The 20312-nt window shown below is 38.5% G+C and carries 20 protein-coding genes and 1 riboswitch; of the genes, 4 read left to right on the top strand and 16 right to left on the bottom strand.

Features of this window, described 5'->3' with window-relative positions; genetic code table 11:
* Nucleotides 1-183: 183 nt before the first annotated feature.
* Entirely contained in the window at nt 184-936 is a 753-nt protein-coding gene (locus HHL20_RS14475) for a WG repeat-containing protein (RefSeq protein ID WP_169231881.1), read from the bottom strand.
* A 146-nt stretch (nt 937-1082) separates the two neighbouring features.
* Here HHL20_RS14475 and HHL20_RS14470 point away from each other — a divergent pair, with 146 nt between their 5' ends.
* Nucleotides 1083-3350 (top strand): aconitate hydratase, encoded by a 2268-nt coding sequence (locus HHL20_RS14470; RefSeq protein ID WP_169231880.1) that lies wholly within the window; start codon nt 1083-1085, stop codon nt 3348-3350.
* Between the two features lie 53 nt (nt 3351-3403).
* Here HHL20_RS14470 and HHL20_RS14465 read toward each other — a convergent pair whose 3' ends face one another.
* Complete coding sequence (locus tag HHL20_RS14465; RefSeq protein ID WP_169231879.1) at nt 3404-4087, bottom strand: LytR/AlgR family response regulator transcription factor; 684 nt, start codon at nt 4085-4087, stop codon at nt 3404-3406.
* Nucleotides 4074-5090, bottom strand: coding sequence for a sensor histidine kinase (locus tag HHL20_RS14460; protein WP_169231878.1), 1017 nt, complete (start codon nt 5088-5090; stop codon nt 4074-4076). Before HHL20_RS14460 ends, HHL20_RS14465 begins: the two co-directional genes overlap by 14 nt.
* A 210-nt stretch (nt 5091-5300) precedes the next feature.
* Between HHL20_RS14460 and HHL20_RS14455 the strand changes: the two genes are divergently transcribed.
* From HHL20_RS14455 to HHL20_RS14445, 3 genes are read left to right on the top strand one after another with little or no spacing between them, the layout of a single operon-like run.
* On the top strand, nt 5301-6140 hold the full coding sequence (locus tag HHL20_RS14455) for a DUF5694 domain-containing protein (protein ID WP_169231877.1): 840 nt from the start codon (nt 5301-5303) through the stop codon (nt 6138-6140).
* A 24-nt stretch (nt 6141-6164) separates the two neighbouring features.
* Nucleotides 6165-6980 (top strand): DUF5694 domain-containing protein, encoded by an 816-nt coding sequence (locus HHL20_RS14450; RefSeq protein WP_169231876.1) that lies wholly within the window; start codon nt 6165-6167, stop codon nt 6978-6980.
* 58 nt (nt 6981-7038) lie between these two features.
* On the top strand, nt 7039-9273 hold the full coding sequence (locus HHL20_RS14445) for an outer membrane beta-barrel family protein (RefSeq protein ID WP_169231875.1): 2235 nt from the start codon (nt 7039-7041) through the stop codon (nt 9271-9273).
* Nucleotides 9274-9403: 130 nt separating this feature from the next.
* On the opposite strand, the gene HHL20_RS14440 is transcribed toward HHL20_RS14445, so the two are convergent.
* From HHL20_RS14440 to HHL20_RS14380, 13 genes are all read right to left on the bottom strand, one after another.
* Complete coding sequence (locus HHL20_RS14440) at nt 9404-10114, bottom strand: HesA/MoeB/ThiF family protein (RefSeq protein ID WP_169231874.1); 711 nt, start codon at nt 10112-10114, stop codon at nt 9404-9406.
* Between the two features lie 124 nt (nt 10115-10238).
* Nucleotides 10239-11357: a 2-iminoacetate synthase ThiH gene (thiH, locus tag HHL20_RS14435; protein ID WP_169231873.1), complete on the bottom strand. Its 1119-nt coding sequence runs from the start codon at nt 11355-11357 to the stop codon at nt 10239-10241.
* Between the two features lie 11 nt (nt 11358-11368).
* Nucleotides 11369-12145 (bottom strand): thiazole synthase, encoded by a 777-nt coding sequence (locus HHL20_RS14430; protein ID WP_169231872.1) that lies wholly within the window; start codon nt 12143-12145, stop codon nt 11369-11371.
* Complete coding sequence (gene thiE, locus HHL20_RS14425) at nt 12142-12756, bottom strand: thiamine phosphate synthase (protein ID WP_169231871.1); 615 nt, start codon at nt 12754-12756, stop codon at nt 12142-12144. Before thiE ends, HHL20_RS14430 begins: the two co-directional genes overlap by 4 nt.
* A 78-nt stretch (nt 12757-12834) precedes the next feature.
* The gene (locus HHL20_RS14420) at nt 12835-13590 is read right to left on the bottom strand and encodes a hydroxymethylpyrimidine/phosphomethylpyrimidine kinase (protein WP_169231870.1); all 756 of its coding nucleotides are present in this window, start codon (nt 13588-13590) and stop codon (nt 12835-12837) included.
* A complete protein-coding gene (locus HHL20_RS14415) occupies nt 13563-14150 on the bottom strand; it encodes a thiamine phosphate synthase (protein ID WP_169231869.1) in 588 nt (195 codons plus the stop codon). Before HHL20_RS14415 ends, HHL20_RS14420 begins: the two co-directional genes overlap by 28 nt.
* Nucleotides 14147-15958, bottom strand: coding sequence for a phosphomethylpyrimidine synthase ThiC (gene thiC, locus HHL20_RS14410; RefSeq protein WP_169231868.1), 1812 nt, complete (start codon nt 15956-15958; stop codon nt 14147-14149). The genes HHL20_RS14415 and thiC overlap by 4 nt, the downstream gene beginning before the upstream one ends.
* Before the next feature lie 18 nt (nt 15959-15976).
* Complete coding sequence (gene thiS, locus HHL20_RS14405) at nt 15977-16183, bottom strand: sulfur carrier protein ThiS (RefSeq protein WP_169231867.1); 207 nt, start codon at nt 16181-16183, stop codon at nt 15977-15979.
* Between the two features lie 57 nt (nt 16184-16240).
* Nucleotides 16241-16340, bottom strand: a riboswitch (TPP riboswitch).
* A gap of 600 nt (nt 16341-16940) precedes the next feature.
* Nucleotides 16941-17528, bottom strand: a complete 588-nt coding sequence (locus HHL20_RS14400) for a glycoside hydrolase family 19 protein (RefSeq protein ID WP_169231866.1) — start codon at nt 17526-17528, stop codon at nt 16941-16943.
* A gap of 106 nt (nt 17529-17634) precedes the next feature.
* The gene (locus tag HHL20_RS14395) at nt 17635-18312 is read right to left on the bottom strand and encodes an RluA family pseudouridine synthase (protein ID WP_169231865.1); all 678 of its coding nucleotides are present in this window, start codon (nt 18310-18312) and stop codon (nt 17635-17637) included.
* Nucleotides 18313-18314: 2 nt separating this feature from the next.
* Nucleotides 18315-18638, bottom strand: a complete 324-nt coding sequence (locus tag HHL20_RS14390; RefSeq protein ID WP_169231864.1) for a hypothetical protein — start codon at nt 18636-18638, stop codon at nt 18315-18317.
* Nucleotides 18639-18641: 3 nt separating this feature from the next.
* Nucleotides 18642-19457 carry a 3-methyl-2-oxobutanoate hydroxymethyltransferase gene (panB, locus tag HHL20_RS14385; RefSeq protein ID WP_169231863.1) on the bottom strand — a complete coding sequence of 272 codons (816 nt, stop codon included), beginning with the start codon at nt 19455-19457 and terminating at the stop codon, nt 18642-18644.
* A 59-nt stretch (nt 19458-19516) separates the two neighbouring features.
* Nucleotides 19517-20230: a Crp/Fnr family transcriptional regulator gene (locus HHL20_RS14380; RefSeq protein ID WP_169231862.1), complete on the bottom strand. Its 714-nt coding sequence runs from the start codon at nt 20228-20230 to the stop codon at nt 19517-19519.
* Between the last annotated feature and the right edge of the window lie 82 nt (nt 20231-20312).

The following is a 20312-nucleotide window of genomic DNA, read 5'->3' as shown; positions in this document are numbered from 1 at the left end:
TTACATGTTTCCCTAAACGGCATTACCCGTTCCAGGTTCATTGGGTATAATCTCAGCTTGTGACAGCACCCCTTTATTTCTGCCGCAAAATTACAAAAATATTATCAGATATACCTTAAAAAAATTAACACCCAGCATTATTGAAAGAATTTTCAAATGCACCCCCCATTTGACGAGGGTTAATCAGTAAGTATTATTATTTGAATCGATGTAATAATAATTTTTCCCATCTTTCGAAACATCAAACATTTTACCGAGCTTCCAGCTGAAATTGCGTTTGATGTCGCTGTATTCAAAAGGAATAACCACTTTGTTGTGCACGTCAATCACCCCAAACATATCATTCTTTGAAGCAACAATCATCGGATTGGCAACATCATCACCTTCGAGTATAAAGAGGTATTCATACTGCGGATAGATCTGGAACTGCCTGTAATCTGCCGGATCTTTAAAAGTAGCTTTTTCAATAATTCCGTAAAAACCATTTAAAACATAAGCCTGATACAGCTGCTGAACATATTCTTTATGAACACACTTTCCCAGATCTTCCTGTCGGAAACGATATACTCTTTTGCCTTTTTTATCGACCCTGTATGAGATTTCATCTTTTTCTACCGTTGCATATTCTGAGGTCCCGAATTTCCGAAGCTTTTCATTCGGAGAATTCAGGAGGGTGCAGTCTTCATAAAAGAAAACCGCAATATGATATTCCGGCGGGATGATAAATTTACCTTTCTGATTAACGTATCCGAAGTTACCGTCTTTTTTCTTCGGAATCAACAAAGGAAGATCCTGATTGACAACAGGTAATACTTCATTTTTTGCAACAGCTACCGTCTTCTTTTTTACAGGTACTTTTTTCGGAGTTGATTTCTGAGAAAAAACAGCTGCCGAAATCAAAACACCTAGAACCTGAATTATCTTTTTTAAACCCATAGTATCTGCAAAAATACAATGAAAATAGATATTATAAAACTCATATTTATAAAGAATCTAAATAATATAACTCCCATAAAATATTAAAATTTCGTAATTTTGGGAACATTTATAATTGTTTGATAATTTTAAAACGTTTTTGAGATATGACATTTGATATCGATATGATCAAAAAAGTGTACGAGCGTTACCCTGAAAGGATTGCAGCAGCAAGACAGATAGTGGGAAAACCTCTTACATTATCAGAAAAAATATTATACACTCACCTTTGGGAAGGAAATGCTACACAGGCTTATGAAAGAGGAAATTCTTATGTAGATTTTGCACCGGACAGAGTAGCAATGCAGGATGCAACCGCACAGATGGCGCTGTTGCAGTTTATGCAGGCAGGTAAAGCGAAAGTAGCTGTTCCTTCAACGGCTCACGCAGATCACCTTATCCAGGCCAAGGTAGGTGCTGATAAAGATTTACAGGAAGGTATCAATAAAAACTCGGAAGTTTTCAATTTTTTGAGTTCTGTTTGCGATAAATATGGAATCGGTTTCTGGAAACCGGGAGCCGGAATCATTCACCAGGTAGTATTGGAAAACTATGCTTTCCCTGGCGGTATGATGATCGGTACCGATTCTCACACGGTAAATGCAGGAGGCTTAGGAATGGTGGCAATTGGTGTAGGAGGTGCTGATGCAGTAGATGTAATGGCAGGTATGGCATGGGAACTTAAAATGCCAAAACTGATCGGGGTAAAACTTACCGGAAAAATGTCCGGATGGACTTCTGCAAAAGATGTTATCCTTAAAGTAGCAGGAATCCTTACTGTAAAAGGAGGTACAGGATGCATCGTAGAATATTTCGGAGAAGGAGCAGAATCTCTTTCCGCAACAGGAAAAGGAACCATCTGTAACATGGGTGCTGAAATCGGTGCTACGACTTCTACCTTCGGATATGACGATTCCATGAGAAGATATCTTGCTTCTACAGGAAGACAGGATGTTGTGGATGCTGCAGATCAGATTGCCGAACACTTAACAGGTGACGCTGAAGTATATGCAAACCCTGAACAATATTTCGACCAACTGATAGAAATCAACCTTTCTGAATTGACCCCTCACTTAAACGGACCTTTCACTCCGGATTTGGCAACACCTGTTTCTGAATTCAGAGCAAAAGCAGAAGCCAACGGATGGCCGCTTGAGGTGGAATGGGCTTTGATCGGATCTTGTACCAACTCTTCTTACGAAGATTTATCAAGAGCTGCTTCTATCGTGGAAGATGCCGTTGCAAAAGGTGTTAAGCCTAAAGCAATCTTAGGGATCAACCCAGGTTCTGAGCAGGTAAAATATACTGCTGAAAGAGACGGATTCTTAGACTCTTTCAGAAAATTCGAAAACGCAAGAATCTTTACCAATGCCTGCGGACCATGTATCGGGCAGTGGGACAGAGAAGGTGCTGAAAAAGGAGAGAAAAACTCTATCATTCACTCTTTCAACAGAAACTTCGCGAAAAGAGCAGACGGTAACCCGAATACACACGCTTTCGTAGCTTCTCCTGAAATGGTAGCTGCAGTAGCAATCTCAGGAAGATTAGACTTCAACCCAATTACAGATACTTTAACCAACGAAGCAGGTGAGCAGATTAAATTAGACGAGCCAAAAGGTTCTGAATTGCCATCTAAAGGATTCGCAGTTGAAGACAACGGTTACCAGGCTCCATCTGAAGACGGTTCTCACGTGTCCGTAAATGTAAGCCCAACCTCAGATAGACTTCAGCTATTAGAAGAGTTCCCGGCTTGGGACGGTAAAAACATCTCTGGTGCTAAAGTTTTGATCAAGGCATTCGGAAAATGTACAACCGACCACATTTCCATGGCAGGACCATGGTTGAAATACAGAGGTCACTTAGATAATATTTCCAACAACATGCTGATCGGAGCGGTGAATGCTTACAACATGGAAACCAACAAAGTGAAAAACCAGCTTACCGGTGAATACGGTGAAGTTCCTGCTGTACAGAGAGCTTATAAGGCTGCGGGAATTCCTTCAATTGTTGTAGGTGACCAGAATTACGGAGAAGGCTCTTCAAGAGAGCATGCTGCCATGGAACCAAGACACCTTGGGGTAAAAGCGGTATTGGTAAAATCATTCGCAAGAATCCACGAAACAAACCTTAAAAAACAAGGAATGTTAGGATTAACTTTCGCTAATGAAGCCGATTATGATAAAATTCAGGAGGACGATACAGTGAATTTCCTTGATCTTGAGCAGTTTGCTCCGGGAAAACAACTTACGTTAGAATTCGTTCATGCTGACGGATCTAAAGACATCGTTACGGCAAACCATACATACAACGATCAGCAGATCGATTGGTTTAAGGCCGGTTCTGCATTAAACCTGATTAAGCAACAAGAAAATTAATTGTTAGATTTAATTAATAATAGAAAAAGCAACTTCAAATTGAAGTTGCTTTTTTACTTGATACGATTTAGAAAATTCATTTTGTAGCTCTCTCCTATCGGAATCTCATGTTCCGGATGGACGATGATCTTTTTGGCTCCGATAGTTTTGATATGATTGAGATTAACGATAAAAGATTTGTGAATCCTGATAAAGGAGTTTTCAGGAAGCTGCTGCTCCATTGACTTCAGAGTATCTAAAACAATAAACTCTTCTTTTGCAGTTTTGACATTTACATAATCTCTGATGCTCTCAACATATAAAATATCTTCAAAGTAGATTCTGTGCTGCTGCCCGGAAGATTTTACGAAGAAGTGCTTTTGTTCCGGCGTATTTAATGGGAAACGTACCTGTGCCTTTTCAACACTTTTAGAAAAACGTTCGAATGAAATCGGCTTCAGGAGATAGTCGACAATATTATGGTCATATCCTTCCAAAGCGTATTCTGAATAGGCTGTTGTTAAAATATATTTCATTTTATCGCCCACAATTTTCATAAAATTAATCCCCGAAAGTTCCGGCATCTGAATATCCAGAAAGATGAGATCTGCAGTATTGTTCCGGATATATTCTAACGCATCAACCGGATTTTCAGCCGAGAATATCAGTTCAAGAGAAGGCATTTCCCGGATATAATTTTCCAGCAAAGAGACAGCCAGCGGCTCATCATCAACAATGATACATTTAATGGTCTTCATTCCGTAAATCAATTTTTAAATCAACAATAAATTCCGTTTCAGAATCTTTGATATCCAATGAGTATTTTTTAGGATATAAAATTTCCAGCCTTTTTCTCACATTTTCAATGCCAATTCCTGATATAGAATCTTTTATCTTCTCTTTTTTATAATTTAAAAGATAAAATTGCAGCATTTTGTTTTCATCAGAAATTTTCACATTAAAACCTTTGTCGCGGAAATCACCATGCTTGAAAGCATTTTCAACAAACGGAACCAAAATCATCGGCGAAATGCTAAGATCCGGATGAAGAATTTTCTTTTCAATGACCAGCAGTTCGGGATTTTTAATCCTAAGTTTTTCCAAAGCTATGAGACTTTCGATATAGCCTATTTCTTTCTCCAAAGCAATTCGGTCTTCGCCGAGATCTTTTGTACTGTATCGCAGCAGGCGGCTCAGCTCTTCAATAGCGGGCAATGCATTATCTGATTTCTGATATACGAGCGAGTAGATATTATTTAAAGAATTAAAAATAAAATGAGGATTGATCTGGGTTTTCAGCGCCTGTAACTCTGCGGTTTTCCGGGCTTCAATAAGCTGAGACTTTTCTTCTTCTGCAATAATGGAATATTTAAAAAACCAAAAGGTAGTACTGATAAAGATCGTGGTACTGCTGTAAAAAATATTATCGAAGAAATAAAAGACAAAACCTGTCTCTTCTGCATAATTCCTTATCCCGAAAAACGTTGGCAAAAACCATTCTTCCGCAAAATATCTCACCAATACAAAAGAACTTACACTAAGAAAAAAAGCGAAAAAAGATTTATAAATTTTGTCGGCATCAAAAAACCTTGGAACTACAATAAAATAGTTGACATAAAAGCAAGTGATACTGGTTATAAAGAAGGTTATATTAAAAATCGTATTCTTAGAATGAAATACAAAATAGGGAATGAGAACCGCGCCGGTACTATAAATTGTCCAAAAGAAAATATGCAGATAAAGCAGTTTACTGGTTTTCATACAACAAAAATAGATTATCTATGAAGATTCATCTCCTTTTTTCGATAAACAGTTATTTTTTTCCGACAAATTCATTTTACACTTGTTTAAATGTGGTTGGTCGAAATGGCAGCAGTCTTTCTGATGGCAAACAATAATTTTGCAAAAAACAGTACAGATTATCATTTTAAATGATATCATCATTTATTTATTAACCTCAATCAATTATTCATGAAAACATTAGTATGCACATTTTTGATTTGTTTATCAACAATTATTACCGCTCAGAAAAAACCGGCGGAATATTTTCCCGGTGCCAAAACAAAAGTACTCGTCGTAGGGTCCTTCCATTTTGATTATCCTAATCTCGATGCACACAAGACTGAAAAAAGCGATCAGGTGGACGTTCTTTCGCCAAAAACGGCAAAAGAAGTCACTGCGCTTGTAGAGTATATTAAAAAGTTCAAGCCGACCAAAATTGCTATCGAAGCATTTCCTGAATGGAATGCCAACCAGAAACTAAAAGAATACAAGGAAGGGAAGTATGCCGATAAAAGGGATGAGCGGTATCAGCTGGCCATGCGTATTGCGAAAGAGCTTAAGATAAACGAGCTGTACAGCATAGATGCAAATTCGGTGCTGGATGATCTGCAGGAAAAATTTGCGAAGACCGATTCGCTATATTTCAAGAACCTGTCTGCAGAATACGACTTTCAGAGCGATGATCCTGTTTCAAAACAGTACAATATTTTCTTTAAAAGCTCGGAACCCAAAAACTTCAGATCGCTGCTGGATCTTTTCAAATATACGAACGGAAAAGAATACCATCAGTATGAATACGGGGCATACCTGAGTGGCGATTTTAAGCTGAGAGAACATGACGGTGCCGATATGCTGGCGTTGTATTGGTACGACAGAAACCTGAGAATGTTCAGAAATATTCAGAATATTCCGCATCACCCGGAAGACAGATTGCTGGTAATTGTAGGCAATGGGCACGCCTCTGTTCTGAGAAAGCTATTCACATCATCCCCTGATTTCGATTATACAGAATTCGATTCTTTGAAATAAGAATTTACTTTACTTATTATTACCATGAAAACAATATATTTTACCACGTTCTTTCTTGCCTTTGCAGCTTCTTTGAAGGCCCAAACGTTTCAGTTTAAAGATAAATTTGATGATGCCGTTCCTATTTTAAATATCGCCACCTTTCACATGGGCAATACTTCTGATGCAAACACTACCCAATTTGATGAGCACAACACAGAAAATAAAAGAAGGATCCATGAAATCGCCGCAGAGATTGCCGCATTCAGGCCGACCATTATCGTGGTGGAAGATCTTCCCGAAAACAACACTGTTCTTCAGGAAGACTACCTGGAATATCTTCAGAATCCGGAAAAGAAATATAAAAATCCGGGCGAGATCGAACTTCTTGCTTTTGAAATTGGAAGGCTGTCCGGAACCTCTAAAATTTTCGGTATAGATTATAAGGAAGGATACGACTACAGCCTCTACTATCATCTTAGGAACAAACGGGATGATGCCACCTATGAGCGATATGGCGCACTGGTGGATGCCTCTGAGAAAAAATACCCTGAGGATAAAATGACTTTCCGCGAACTGTTTAAACTCAACAATCATCCTCAAATGCTCGATATGCTGATTAACATTAATGCAGATTTGCTGACTTATGTCTCCACAAAAGACAGGAACGAAGGAGCCGACGAGGCTGCTAAAATGTATCATAGGAATCTGGTAATGTTCTCCAATTTCAATAAAATCAACATCAACAAAAATGACCGCATCGTACTGCTGATGGGAGGTACCCATACCGCATTTTTCATGGATTTTCTGAAGAGAAGTCCCAAATACAGACCCGAATCTGTTTTAAAGTATATAAAATAAAGCCTTACCCTGTAACAAAAATGAAATTACTTCGTCTAACCTGGTAGTAGGAAATATTATGAAAAAAACAATAACTGCTTTATCATTACTGAGTACTGTCCTGATATTCGCTCAGGAAAAGTCTAATAGCCAGGTAAAGGAAAAACAAATTGAAGGGGTAACCATCACCAAAACTAAAAAAGCCGTTGAGCAAAAAGCTGACCGAACAATCTTCGATTTCTCCGAGCAGCCGCAACTCAATAACGGAAATGTATTGGAAGGTATCAAAAAGCTTCCGGGGCTTGTTTCCACTGATATTGCAGGAATGATGTATCAGGGAAAAGTGCTGGATGTATTCCTTAATGGAAGGCCTTTAAATATAACCTCCAATGAACTGAATTCTTTCCTCGAAGGTATGCCTGCCAATTCCGTAGACCGAATTGAAGTGATCACCCAGCCAGGCGCCGAATTTCCCGCTACTTCCGGTGGTGCGATTATGAATATCATTACCAATAAAAATGCTAATAAATATTTAACGGCAACCTATTCCGGCAACTACTCTTTTACAAATTACGATAAATACAGAAGCAGAACGAGCAATTCCCTCAATTTAAATGCAAGAAATAAAATCTTCGGATGGCAATTAAATATCGGTCAAAATTATCGTGAAAGTATGCTGAGCGGCAAGCAGGATAATCTTTTAACAAGCAATACCGACAGATTCGGAAGAGGTTATTTTGCAAAATCGGGACTGACTTTTGACTTGGGACAGGACCGGTTGCTTGTAAATTATGATATTTACCATAATAATAATGACAATTATACATTAAGTGACGGAGACGGGCAGGAAGCCAAACCGATTCCTAACACGAATCCGCAACAATTTACGTACAGAGATTTTAGTTTTGACGCATCCGATGCTGCCCATACGCTTACCACGAGACAGGAAGCAGTGGTTACTTACCAAAAGCGCTTCTCAGATAAGGCACAAAAACTGGATTTCCAGTTTGGCTATACAAAATCCGACAGTAAGTTTGTGCAGGATAATATTTTCAGAGATAAAAAATATGCCGATACCAGTTCATGGGAACCAAGAGTCTCTTTGGGAAATGTTCTGGATAATACCTCTGATATGAGAGTCGCTAATTTTAAAGTAGACTATTCTCAACCGCTGAATCTTCTTGACGGCGGAAAAGTAAGCCTGGGCGGTTTGTATGAGCATCAGGAATTCGACACGGAAAGCAAAGGAATCACTAACCTGGATTATACAAGACAAACAACTGCAACTTATCTGGAATTCCAGGCGAAACTCAAAAAATTTGATTTTATATTGGGAACCCGTGCAGAAAATTATGATATCTCCGGTATTACAAGATATAACGATCAAACCAATACCCTTATTGAAGCAGATCTTATTCCTTTTAATAAATTTAAATTATTTCCGAATGCCAGTGTTCAGTACAATCTGATGAACCAGGTCTATGTAGCGGCGAATTACAATAAGAAAATAAACCTGCCAAGCATTTCCGCACTGAATCCTAATAACGTAACCTTCCAAGGACCGAACACACAGGTCACCGGTAACCCGAATCTTCAGCCTACTATTTTTGATAATTATGAACTGAAGATTTCCGCGTTTGATTATGCATTCATCGGATATAGTGTGAGTTCAGCTAAAAACCAGGTGGCACAGATTATCAGAAAAGACGGGAAAAACTTATTTAATGAGCAGATCAATATTTCAGACATGAGAATTCACAATTTCAATGTCGGGTTGCCTGTTCCGTTTATGGTCTTCAGCAAACCTCTGAGCGAGATTATGAAGTTTAATTTTAACCCTGATAAAATTAATTTCATGTACATTTATGCCGGATACCAAAAACATGACATTGACAATCTGAACAATAAAGGTTTCTGGATTTTTAATATCATGACACAGATCATTTTACCAAAAGAAATTAAACTTACCGCCAATTACAGTTATTTAACTCCTAAAGCTGGTTATTTCTACTTTACAGCAGAAAAGCCTTTCAACAATTCTTTTGACCTTACGTTAACGAAGAAGTTCATGGACAACCGTCTGACTGTTTCAGTGTTCGCGAATGATATTTTCAACGGACAGGTAATGCAGGTACGCTCGAACCCGCCATCAGGAGAATCTGTATTTATAAGAAGTAAATATGATACAAGAAACTTCGGATTATCCGTAAATTATAAAATTCCAACGAAAAACAAACTGGCTAAAGAAGATGCCAATATCCTGAATCAGACGAAAAAAGAAGACAACGGTGGTGTGATGCCGCAGGGACAATAAATTTAAAAGGTATTTTTATCCATTGGAGCGGACTTTAGTCCGCTTTTTCTATTTTACTTCTTGCCGGCTTTAGCCAAACTTACAAAAACAATATTTACCTGTACCATACTTGGAATATTGAAATTTTTGTTTAAAAATCAATGGTCTGAAAACGCCAATTTAGCGTGTCAATTAACGTCAACCGATTCAGCTGCAATGGCAGATCTGTAATGATCTTTAATGTTAAATTTGCCATCATGCTTCCGACAACTCCCGGTAATGGGCCTAGAACACCAAGGCTGTCGCAATCCGGAAAATCTTCATCAACAGGAGGCTCCGGAAAAATATCTCTTAAATTTTTGCTTCCACGATGATTAAAAATAGCAACCTGACCGGAAAATCCGAGAATACTTCCATACACCAAAGGCTTTTGAAGTTTTACGCAAATATCATTAACCAAATATCTCGTTGTAAAATTATCGGAACCGTCAACAACGATATCAAATTCGGAAATTATTTCTTCAGCGTTTGTTTCATCAATTTTTTGTTCAATGCCAATATATTGAATCTGGTGATTTAAGGCTCTGACAAAATTTTCAGCACTTTTTACTTTAGACATCCCAACCGTCTTCTCATTGTGAACAATCTGTCGGTTTAAATTGTGAAGTTCTACCTTATCAAAATCTGCAACACCCAGAGTGCCTACTCCCGCAGCAGCCAGATATTGTATGACCGGATTACCTAAACCACCGGCTCCAATGACTAAAACTCTGGCATTCATTATTTTTCGCTGGCCTTCTATACCGATTTCTTCGATAAAGATCTGTCGGCTGTATCGGGCAAAGGTGTCTTCGCTTTTCATTAATAATTTATTGTTGATTTTTTTTTAACGCAGAGAACGCAAGTAACTTCAAAATTATTCTGAAGATTTCTTCGTTCGCAGAGGCATTTCATTCAGCAAATGATAGATGCTTTTTTTTAAAGTTTTAGATTCCGCTGTAAACCGAGTCCCAGTCTTTCATTACGGGATCGTAGCCTGCTTTTTTAATAATATTTTTAATTTCATCCATACTTCTTTCATCGCTGGTCTCAAACTGTTCCAGAGATTCTTTATCTACGGAATAGCCTCCCGGATTAGTTTTAGAAGCTGCACTCATTGTTGTTGCTCCTAATGAAATTATATGATTTCTGAATTTTTCATTCTCTCTTGTCGAAATTGAAATTTCCAGATCTTCATTCCAGATTCTGTACGCGCAGATCAGTTGAAGCAGATCTTTATCTTCCATGATAAAATTAGGTTCTATAATACCTTCGGCAGGCCGCAGTCTCGGAAATGAAACGGAATATTTGCTTTTCCAATAATTTTTCTGAAGATAATCAATGTGCAATGCATTAAAAAAACTATCGATTCTCCAGTCTTCCAGTCCCAGTAAAACTCCCAGTCCTATTTTGTGAATTCCGGCACTTCCTATTCTGTCCGGTGTTTCCAGGCGAAAATTAAAATTTGATTTTTTTCCTTTTGGATGATATTTCTTATACACTTCCTGATGATAGGTTTCCTGGTAAACCAAAACCGCATTTACTCCTGCTTCATGCAGCTTTCGGTACTCTTCTTCCGATAAGGGCTGTACTTCAATCGAAATATTGGCAAAATGTGGTTTCAAAAGCTGTATGGCATTCAGGAAATAATCAACTCCAACCGTCTTATTGGCTTCACCGCTTACCAGCAAAACATGATTGACGCCCATTGATTTTAAAACGGCGGCTTCTATCATCAGTTCTGTATCGGAAAGTGTTTTTCTTTTAATGGAATTATCCAGACTGAAACCGCAGTAGGTACAAATATTCTGGCATTCATTGCTGAGATACAGCGGCGCATACAGCTGAATGGTTTTACCAAATCGCTTCTGAGTTAATTGCTGCGCCATTTTTGCCATTACTTCCAGTTTCTGAGAGGCAACAGGTGAAATAAAATGTAAAAAATCATCTATCGTTTTATTTTTTTTCTGAAGACTTTTTTCAACATCATGTAGCGTTACTTTCCCAAGCCTTACTTTCACCTCATCCCATTGATGTTTTTCAAAAAAATGCTTAAAACTCTTCATCTTATTTAATTTCAATCAAATAAAAATGCAGTCAGCGGGCTCGAAGCTTCAGCATGCTGTGCTATCGCTCCTAGTCCGGATTCAAAAGCTCTTCTTCCGGCAATGACACCTTCTTTAAAAGCCAATGCCATATTTACAGGATTCTGGGCTACTGCAATTGCTGTATTCACCAAAACCGCATCAGCACCCATTTCCATAGCTTTTGCCGCATCGGAGGGTGCACCAATTCCTGCATCTACTACAACGGGAACATTACTCTGGCTGATGATAATTTCTAAAAAATCCAGTGTTCTCAGTCCTTTGTTGGTTCCAATCGGAGCTCCCAACGGCATGACAACCGCTGTTCCGGCGTCTTCCAGACGTTTGCATAAAACAGGATCAGCATGAATGTATGGCATTACGATAAATCCTAATTTTGCCAGTTCTTCTGTAGCATATAATGTTTCTATAGGATCCGGAAGCAGATATTTAGGATCGGGATGAATTTCAAGTTTTACCCAATTGGTTTCCAGAGCTTCCCTTGCCAGCTGTGCTGCCAAAACTGCTTCTTTGGCCGTTCTCGCTCCTGAAGTATTCGGCAAAAGATGAACTCCTGTCGGCTGTATGGCGTTAAGCAGATCGTCTTCTGAAGATTGTGAATCAATTCGCTTGAGTGCCATGGTTACCATTTCGCTTCCCGATGCCATGATGGAACTGGTCATTTCTGCAAGATTCCCGAATTTTCCTGTTCCCAGAAATAATCTTGATCCGAAGGTTCTGTCTGCAATTGTTAAGTGTTGATTATTCATTGTAAAGCTGTTTTAAATTTGGTAATGATAGAAGGCTGCTCCGTGATCTGCCCCGAAACGGCTACTCCGTAAATTCCGATCTGCTGTAGTAATTCTATATCGTTCAATACCACACCGCCGATGGCAAAAATTTTAGGAATTTCAAGTGATTTGTCATGTAATTCCTGAATGATGTTCTGATATCCTCTGAATCCTAAAACCGGACTCAGCTGTTCTTTAGTTGTTGTAAATCTGAGAGGACCAAGTCCAATATAATCACACGATTCTACCATTCGCTGATGAACGTTCTGAAATGTATTGGCCGTCCCTCCGATAATTTTATCTTCTCCTAAAATAAGTCTCGCTATTTCAACTGACATATCATTGAGCCCTACATGAACGCCGTCTGCATCAATATCTTTTGCAATCTGAACATGATCGTTAATGATGCAAACAGCGTGATGATCTGAGCATAATTTTTTTGAAATTTCACAGAGCTTAATGAATTCTCTTTCGGGAGCTTTTTTCCAGCGTACCTGAATCCATTTTACACCATTATCGAGCGCTTTCCGTATATTTTTTTCCTGTTCTTCTATTGTGATACCCTGAGAGATGTATTGTAATTTTTCCATTTATTTTTTAACACAAAGGCGCTAAGTTTTTTTATTGTTTTTAATTTATAAGTGTATTCATTCAGCAAAGCTCAAAGTTTAATGGTCCATTCGAGAATGAAACCCTAATAAAGCAGGTGTGCTTGTTAAAAATTTTTCGATGTATAATTTTCCGCTTCGGCATGCTTGTTCTATGTCTTTTCCTAATGCTAAACAACCGGCAATCGCTGAAGAAAGCACACATCCGGAACCGTGTTTTGGATAAAAACCAGAAAACGTATCACTCGGTTCAATAAATATTTCTTTTCCATTTTGAATTAAAATATCTGTTCCGATTTTATCTTCCCGATGCCCCCCTTTCATTAATATTGAACATAAATTATGCGGCTCTTCAAAAAGGCCTGCTTCTTTCAGAATATTGTATTCATTATAATTTGGAGTGATTAAATTGATTTGTTGGATTATATGTTTTAATGGTGAAATGGTATTCAGATCAAAAAAAGAGAATTCAGAGGTGCTCTTCAAAACGGGGTCCCAAACTATTTTAGTTTCTGAATTAATTAATTTAATAGTTTTTATTATTTCATTTAAAAATTCTGCATCTTTTACCACCCCTATTTTTACTGCTTTCACATCATAATTTTTCATTAAAACATGAATGGAGTTTAAAATTTCTTCTAAAGGTTGCCACCGCATTCCAAAAAACTCTGACTCTGTTTGTAAAGTCATTGCCGTACAGACAGCCAATCCCTGAACTTTTAACTGTTCAAATGTTTTAACGTCCGCCAGCAAACCCGCTCCACCGCTTGGATCGAAGCCGGCAATACTCATAACGAAAGGACGTGCTGCCTGCATTTTCTGTAAACATTTAAAGGTTGGTCACTTTCCCACACTGCTCCCAGCAAGGCCACTCCATCAACATTATCGTTTAAAACTTCATTGATGTTATTTTTATGAATTCCTCCCAGCGCAATCAGCTTTACATTTGAATTATCTCTTTTTTTTATATCATTTAAAATTTCTGAATCTTTTCCATATCCTTTTTTAGAAATACTCGGAAAAACAGGACTGATAAAAGCATATTCCCAATTCTCACTTAGTTCGTTAAAAGTTTCAATATCATGAACAGAAGTAGAAATCGTTTTATCTGTGAAAGATTTATACAACTCATTCTGCCTGTTAATTTCTCTGAAATGAAGTCTTGAAATATTACACCTTTCAGTCAAATCATAATGACTGTGCAAAACCAGGCGATGATGAAATTCAGAATTTATCTTTTGAATAAAATTTTTCATTTCTTCTAAATTCATGAACGGTTTTCTGATATGAAGCAGATCTAAACCTTCCTGAAATAATTCGTTGATGACTTCAGTTTCATTAGGAACAATTTTTTCAGGAGTGATAATGATGATCATATATAAATTTCTTTCCCTTTTTCGATGAATTCCTGGGATTTATCCAGCATTCCTTTTTCTGCAGATTCGCGGATTTCCTGGGTAATCTTCATGGAACAGAATTTTGGTCCGCACATTGAACAAAAATGGGCGACCTTAGCTCCTTCTGCCGGAAGCGTTTCATCATGATATGATCTTGCCGTTTCCGGATCAAGGGAAAGGTTGAACTGATCTTCCCACCGGAACTCGAATCTTGCTTTGCTCAACGCATTATCCCTGTATTGAGCGCCGGGATGCCCTTTCGCTAAGTCCGCTGCGTGGGCCGCCAGTTTATAGGTAATTACTCCTATTTTTACATCTTCTTTATTCGGAAGTCCCAGATGTTCTTTCGGTGTTACATAACACAACATGGCACATCCGAACCAACCGATCATTGCCGCTCCTATTCCTGAAGTGATGTGGTCGTAACCCGGTGCAATATCTGTTGTTAAAGGTCCTAATGTATAAAACGGAGCTTCATCACAAACTTCCAGCTGTTTTTCCATATTTTCTTTAATCATGTGCATCGGAACGTGGCCGGGACCTTCAATCATCACCTGAACATTGTGTTTCCATGCGATTTTTGTTAATTCTCCCAAAGTTTCCAGTTCGGCAAACTGTGCTTCATCATTCGCATCAGCAATAGAACCCGGACGAAGGCCGTCGCCTAAAGAAAAGGCAACATCATACTTTTTCATGATTTCACAGATTTCCTCAAAATGGGTGTACAAAAAGTTTTCTTTGTGATGAAAAAGACACCATTTTGCCATAATCGAACCGCCTCTGGAGACAATTCCCGTAACCCGTTTTGCTGTTAAATGAATATATCTCAATAAGACACCGGCGTGAATCGTGAAGTAGGAAACGCCCTGTTCCGCCTGCTCAATCAAAGTATCTTTAAAAATTTCCCATGTTAAATCTTCCGCAACGCCTTTTACTTTTTCCAGCGCCTGATAAATCGGGACGGTACCGATAGGAACCGGACTGTTTCTGATGATCCATTCTCTGGTTTCGTGAATATTTTTTCCGGTAGACAAATCCATAATCGTATCTGCCCCCCAACGGCAGGCCCAAACTGCTTTTTCCACCTCTTCTTCAATGCTTGATGAAACGGCACTGTTTCCGATGTTGGCATTAATTTTAACAAGAAAATTACGTCCGATAATCATCGGTTCGCTTTCCGGGTGATTGATGTTGTTGGGAATAATGGCTCTTCCGGCAGCGATCTCGTCTCTTACAAATTCAGGTGTGATTCTATTTTTCGGAGTTTTTGCACCGAAGCTATTTCCCTGATGCTGAAAAGCCATTTCTTTTGTAACGGAATCCAGCTGCTCGATTCTCTGGTTTTCCCTGATGGCAATGTATTCCATTTCGGGAGTTATGATGCCCTGTTTTGCGTAATATAATTGGGTAACCTGTTTTCCTTCTTTTGCTACTTTGGGTTTGTGGTTATAAGAAAATCTCAATTCATCTAATTTTGAATCTGCAAGGCGGGCTTTTCCGTACTCTGAGGTAATTCCGTCAAGAATTTCTACATCATTTCGGTCTAAAATCCACTGTTCACGGATTCTTGGCAGCCCTTTTTCGATGTTGATTTCAGAATTTTCATCGGTATAGGGTCCTGACGTGTCATACACTGTAACCGGCGGATTATGTTCTAATGCTCCGTTGGAAAGCTTTGTCTGACTTAATTCTATTTCACGCATTGCTACATTGATCGGGTGTATTTTTCCTTCAACATAGATTTTTTTAGAGTTCGGAAACGGCGAACGGGTGATGTTATGAGCCATAATAATTGATATTGTGAGTTAACCGCCCTGTGTGGCAGTGATGATTAAAATTGAATCTTTATCGTTGAGGAATGTTTCCGGCCAGGATGACTGCGGAATAATGCGGTTGTTGAGTGCTACGGCAATTCCTTTTCTTTTGTGGGGAATCTCTATAGCAAGTAATGCTTCCAGTGTCTTTGGAAGTATTTCAAAATTTCTTACAGTGTGGTTGATTGTGAGTTCCATTCCTAAATTTTTTATATACTTTAGGAATGTCCGTCATTGTACAATAGAATGTACAGCAAAAGTCATCTCACTTTTCCCTACGCTAGTATGATCTAGAAATCAGGTTCAAAGGGTAAAATCTCAGCCTGTTCACAAACAGACACCCCTAAAGTCTGGAACGAAGGTAGACATTTTTTTGAAATGGGCAAAATTTTTTGTGAAGGAGGAAGTCGGAAGTTTTTGATTTTGCTAATGATAAAGAGATTTTGGTTTTAGCGCAAAGAATTCTTATTCAGGTTCCTTATTTTAGTAAGCAGAGGCAAATATATTTGCTGCGCGAAGCGTGAAAATATTCTTTTATGAATTGATTTTTAATTTTATATCCCGCAGATTTTGCGGATGATGCAGATGTTTGGTTTTAACGCAAAGACTTCCCATTTAGGCTTCTTATTTTAGTAAGCAGAGACAAATGGATTTGCTTCGCGAAGCTTGATGAAATTTTATTGGTTTATGATTGTTTCTTTTTGATCTCCCGCAGATTTCGCAAATGACACAGATTTAATTTTCGCTTCATTTTATTGATAATCAATAATTTTTATATTTTCCAATATTGAAATGAGTGACCCTACCCTAGCCCCGATTGAGCGGCCTGTCTGAGCTTTATTAGATTTCGGCGGCGGCTTTGCCGCCGCCGAAATCTAATAAAGCGAGTAGCGATAGCGGGAAAAAGCTCCTAAAAAATAAAGACTATTTTCAGTCTGAAGATAGTCTGTTACAATTAAAGGAAATACTGCAATCCTGATTTATACCGGTTCAGCCTGTCTGGCAAACCGTTATAACCGCCATTTATTGTTTTTGTGATTTTTTTAAATACAACAAGATTATTTCCGGTATCTATATTTTTGGTGATATCGATCTGATCTGCCAGTGCATTCAGATTCTTACTGTTCCAGAACCACCCTGCACTTTCCACAGCATTTTTTAACTGGACCTCATTACACTTTGTCACATTCTTTCCGCCTAAAAATGTAGGATTTGTAATAAAATCAGTTCCCAGAGCAAGCGATACTGCTTTATAGTTTGCTCTTCCGGTAATCTGAATTAATCCTCTTCCCTTAAATCTCACCCCATCACCTTTCTGGGTATTTCCCAAATCTTTTCTTCCTTCATAAGCGCTTCCGCTGGCCAACTCTTCCGTGTAGAATAAGCCGCCGCTTTCGTGGCCTACCTGTGCCAGGAAATTAAGTATTCTTGAAGGGGTATTAATTGAAAACCTGTCGCATGTTTCAATAACATACGGTAAAAATTTTAAGGCGTATGCTGATTTGGCGCAGGTTGCTTCTTTAAGTTGTCCCAGTGTAAGCATGATTATTGTTCTTTAGTTTGATGATGTAAAACTATCTCTAAAAAACAAAATTCATCACCGGGAATTTACTGTTTTAAGCTCAGTATTTTTACGGAATTAAATATAATTATTCTTCACAAGCTCTCCATACGGCATCATTCTGAGGCACGGGTGCGGTAATTTCGATATTTTCTTTGGTTACGGGATGAACAAATTCCAGTTTGCGGGCGTGAAGGTTTATTCCTCCGTCCGGATTCGATCTTGGAGATCCGTATTTAAGATCACCTTTTATCGGGACGCCAATCTTTGAAAGCTGGGCCCTGATCTGGTGATGTCGTCCCGTTTCCAAATCTATTTCCAACAGAAGATAATTATCGAGACTTTTGATAACATGGTAAGTAAGAATCGCTTCTTTAGCACCATCCGTAGCTTTTGGAAAAACAATGGCTTTGTTATTTTTTTCGTTTTTCTTTAAAAAATGTATGAGTCTCTGGGTCTGCGGAATCATTTCTTTTGCAACAACCGCCCAATATGTTTTTTTTATCTCTCGATTTTTAACCATCTGCGTAAGTCGTGACAATGCTTTGGAAGTTTTAGCATAAATCACAAGACCTGAAGTAGGCCGATCGATACGGTGAACCAGACCAAGAAATACATTCCCCGGTTTATTATCCCTTTTTTTTATAAAGTTTTTAATCAGTTCCAGTAAAGAGTCGTCTCCTGTTTTATCACCCTGTACCAGCTGTCCTACTTTTTTGTTGATCACCAGAAGATGGTTGTCTTCATACATAATCTGTTCCTCCATTTTTACTTACGATAATTGGGTCTGTTTGAAAATGAAAGAATAATGCCTCCGAGAAGGCCTAATGTTTTAATTCCGGAAATTTTCCAGTCTACCGGAAAAAGCGCTCCTACAATACATAATCCTGCTGCTGCATACATGGCGTACATGAAATTTTTTGTCGTCATAAAAGGAGCCTGAAGAAAAAAGCTTATTCCGATAAGTACGTAAAATACTCTTCGGGAAAGCAATATATTGATGTCTGGAGAAAAAAGATCAAACCAGCCTACTACAAGACATAATAGCGCTACGATAGAAATTACTCCCTGGGTTGTCTGTTGATTATTCATGAATTAATAGCTTTCACTGTCGTTAGGGAAATTCTGACTTTTTACATCATTTACATATTGTGCTACAGCACCCGTGATTTCAGTATAAAGATCAAGATACCTTCTTAAAAATTTAGGACTGAAACCTTTGTTCATTCCTACCATATCATGATATACCAAAACCTGTCCGTCGCAGTGCGGCCCTGCACCGATACCGATCGTCGGGATTGAAATAGATTCTGTTACTTTTTTAGCCAGATCTGCAGGAATTTTTTCAAGCACCACCGAAAAGCAGCCCAGCTCTTCCAGCAGTTGGGCATCAGCAATTAATTTTTCTGCTTCGGCTTCTTCTTTTGCCCTTACTTTATAAGTCCCGAATTTATAGATTGACTGAGGTGTTAACCCTAAATGTCCCATTACAGGAATTCCGGCATTGATGATTTTTTTGATGGATTTTGAAATTTCTTTTCCACCTTCAATTTTTACGGCATGAGCACCACCTTCTTTCATCATTCTTACCGCGGATTCCAAAGCTTTTTCCGGGTTGCTCTGATAAGTACCGAAAGGAAGATCGGCAACGACTAAAGCCCTGTCTGTTCCACGTACTACACTTTGCGAATGATAAATCATCTGATCCAGCGTAATGGGAAGCGTGGTTTCAAAACCTGCCATGACATTGGCTGCAGAGTCACCGATAAGAACTGCATCAATTCCTCCGGCATCCACCATCTTTGCAGTAGTATAATCGTATGCGGTGAGCATGGTTATCTTTTCCTTGTCAAATTTCATCTTGCGCAAGGTTTCCGTTGTAACTTTCTTTATTTCAGAATGAACAGACATAATGTATCTATTTTAAGTTAAAAAGTCGGCGCTAGGCCGACTTGAAGTTTGTATGATTTTTATAAAACTACGTGACCGAGTTTCATTAGTTTGTCGTGGTTGAGAATCTTAATGTTCCTTCCGTCCACTTCAATGAGATTGTCTCCCTTGAATTCGGAAATAAGGCGGATGGCACTTTCGGTGGCCGTTCCTATAATATTGGCGATTTCTTCTCTTGTTAAAGATATTTTGATGAAGCCTTCAGGATCTACACCCAGTTTTTGCTCAAGCAGGAGTAAAATTTCCGCAAGTCTTTCTCTTACCGTTTTCTGGGCAAGGAAAGTGATGGTATTGGAAGATTCTCCCAATTCATAGGAAATCTTCTGAAGCATAACAAATGACAGTTGAGGATCTATTTCCAACAGGTACATAAAAACATCGGCCGGCAGAAAAGTTGCTTCAATATCTGTCATAGCTTCCGCTTTTGCCTGGAAATTTTCCCCGCACAGCAGCGATCGATAACCGATAATATCACCTTCTTTGATAAATCTTAAGATCTGGTCTTTCCCGAACGCTCCCGATTTTGATAATTTCGCAGCTCCTTTCTCCAGAACAAAAACTCCTTTTGGAGCTTCTCCGTCTTCGAAAATCGTATCATGTTTCTGGAAACTCAGTTTCTTTTTGGCGTTGATATATTTTTCGAAATCAGCACTGGAAAGTCTCTCCTTAAATGATTTATCATTAAAAACTCTGGCGAACCTTTCTTCGATGGCAATCTGTTGTTCCTGCGACATTTTATATGACATTTATCACAAAAATAGAACTTTTTAACTCGATAAACAAAAAAAATTGTTATAATTTTGTAGTTCAATAATT

Origin of the sequence: Chryseobacterium cheonjiense, from assembly GCF_012927265.1 — a bacterium.
Classification (GTDB): domain Bacteria; phylum Bacteroidota; class Bacteroidia; order Flavobacteriales; family Weeksellaceae; genus Chryseobacterium; species Chryseobacterium cheonjiense.
The sequence above is the reverse complement of the archived record's forward strand: the minus strand, read 5'-3'. Positions and strand labels throughout refer to the sequence as shown.

Coding starts and splice junctions, on each gene's coding strand:
- HHL20_RS14450 (WP_169231876.1), top strand. CDS start 6,165: ATGAAAACAATATATTTTACCACGTTCTTTCTTGCCTTTGCAGCTTCT.
- HHL20_RS14455 (WP_169231877.1), top strand. CDS start 5,301: ATGAAAACATTAGTATGCACATTTTTGATTTGTTTATCAACAATTATT.
- panB (WP_169231863.1), bottom strand. CDS start 19,457: ATGTCTGTTCATTCTGAAATAAAGAAAGTTACAACGGAAACCTTGCGC.
- HHL20_RS14430 (WP_169231872.1), bottom strand. CDS start 12,145: ATGAATAATCAACACTTAACAATTGCAGACAGAACCTTCGGATCAAGA.
- HHL20_RS14440 (WP_169231874.1), bottom strand. CDS start 10,114: ATGAAAAGCGAAGACACCTTTGCCCGATACAGCCGACAGATCTTTATC.
- HHL20_RS14465 (WP_169231879.1), bottom strand. CDS start 4,087: ATGAAGACCATTAAATGTATCATTGTTGATGATGAGCCGCTGGCTGTC.
- HHL20_RS14420 (WP_169231870.1), bottom strand. CDS start 13,590: ATGCAGGCAGCACGTCCTTTCGTTATGAGTATTGCCGGCTTCGATCCA.
- thiC (WP_169231868.1), bottom strand. CDS start 15,958: ATGGCTCATAACATCACCCGTTCGCCGTTTCCGAACTCTAAAAAAATC.
- HHL20_RS14390 (WP_169231864.1), bottom strand. CDS start 18,638: ATGAATAATCAACAGACAACCCAGGGAGTAATTTCTATCGTAGCGCTA.
- HHL20_RS14395 (WP_169231865.1), bottom strand. CDS start 18,312: ATGGAGGAACAGATTATGTATGAAGACAACCATCTTCTGGTGATCAAC.
- HHL20_RS14380 (WP_169231862.1), bottom strand. CDS start 20,230: ATGTCGCAGGAACAACAGATTGCCATCGAAGAAAGGTTCGCCAGAGTT.
- thiE (WP_169231871.1), bottom strand. CDS start 12,756: ATGGAAAAATTACAATACATCTCTCAGGGTATCACAATAGAAGAACAG.
- HHL20_RS14470 (WP_169231880.1), top strand. CDS start 1,083: ATGACATTTGATATCGATATGATCAAAAAAGTGTACGAGCGTTACCCT.
- HHL20_RS14400 (WP_169231866.1), bottom strand. CDS start 17,528: ATGCTTACACTGGGACAACTTAAAGAAGCAACCTGCGCCAAATCAGCA.
- HHL20_RS14415 (WP_169231869.1), bottom strand. CDS start 14,150: ATGATCATCATTATCACTCCTGAAAAAATTGTTCCTAATGAAACTGAA.
- thiS (WP_169231867.1), bottom strand. CDS start 16,183: ATGGAACTCACAATCAACCACACTGTAAGAAATTTTGAAATACTTCCA.
- HHL20_RS14445 (WP_169231875.1), top strand. CDS start 7,039: ATGAAAAAAACAATAACTGCTTTATCATTACTGAGTACTGTCCTGATA.
- HHL20_RS14460 (WP_169231878.1), bottom strand. CDS start 5,090: ATGAAAACCAGTAAACTGCTTTATCTGCATATTTTCTTTTGGACAATT.
- HHL20_RS14475 (WP_169231881.1), bottom strand. CDS start 936: ATGGGTTTAAAAAAGATAATTCAGGTTCTAGGTGTTTTGATTTCGGCA.
- thiH (WP_169231873.1), bottom strand. CDS start 11,357: ATGAAGAGTTTTAAGCATTTTTTTGAAAAACATCAATGGGATGAGGTG.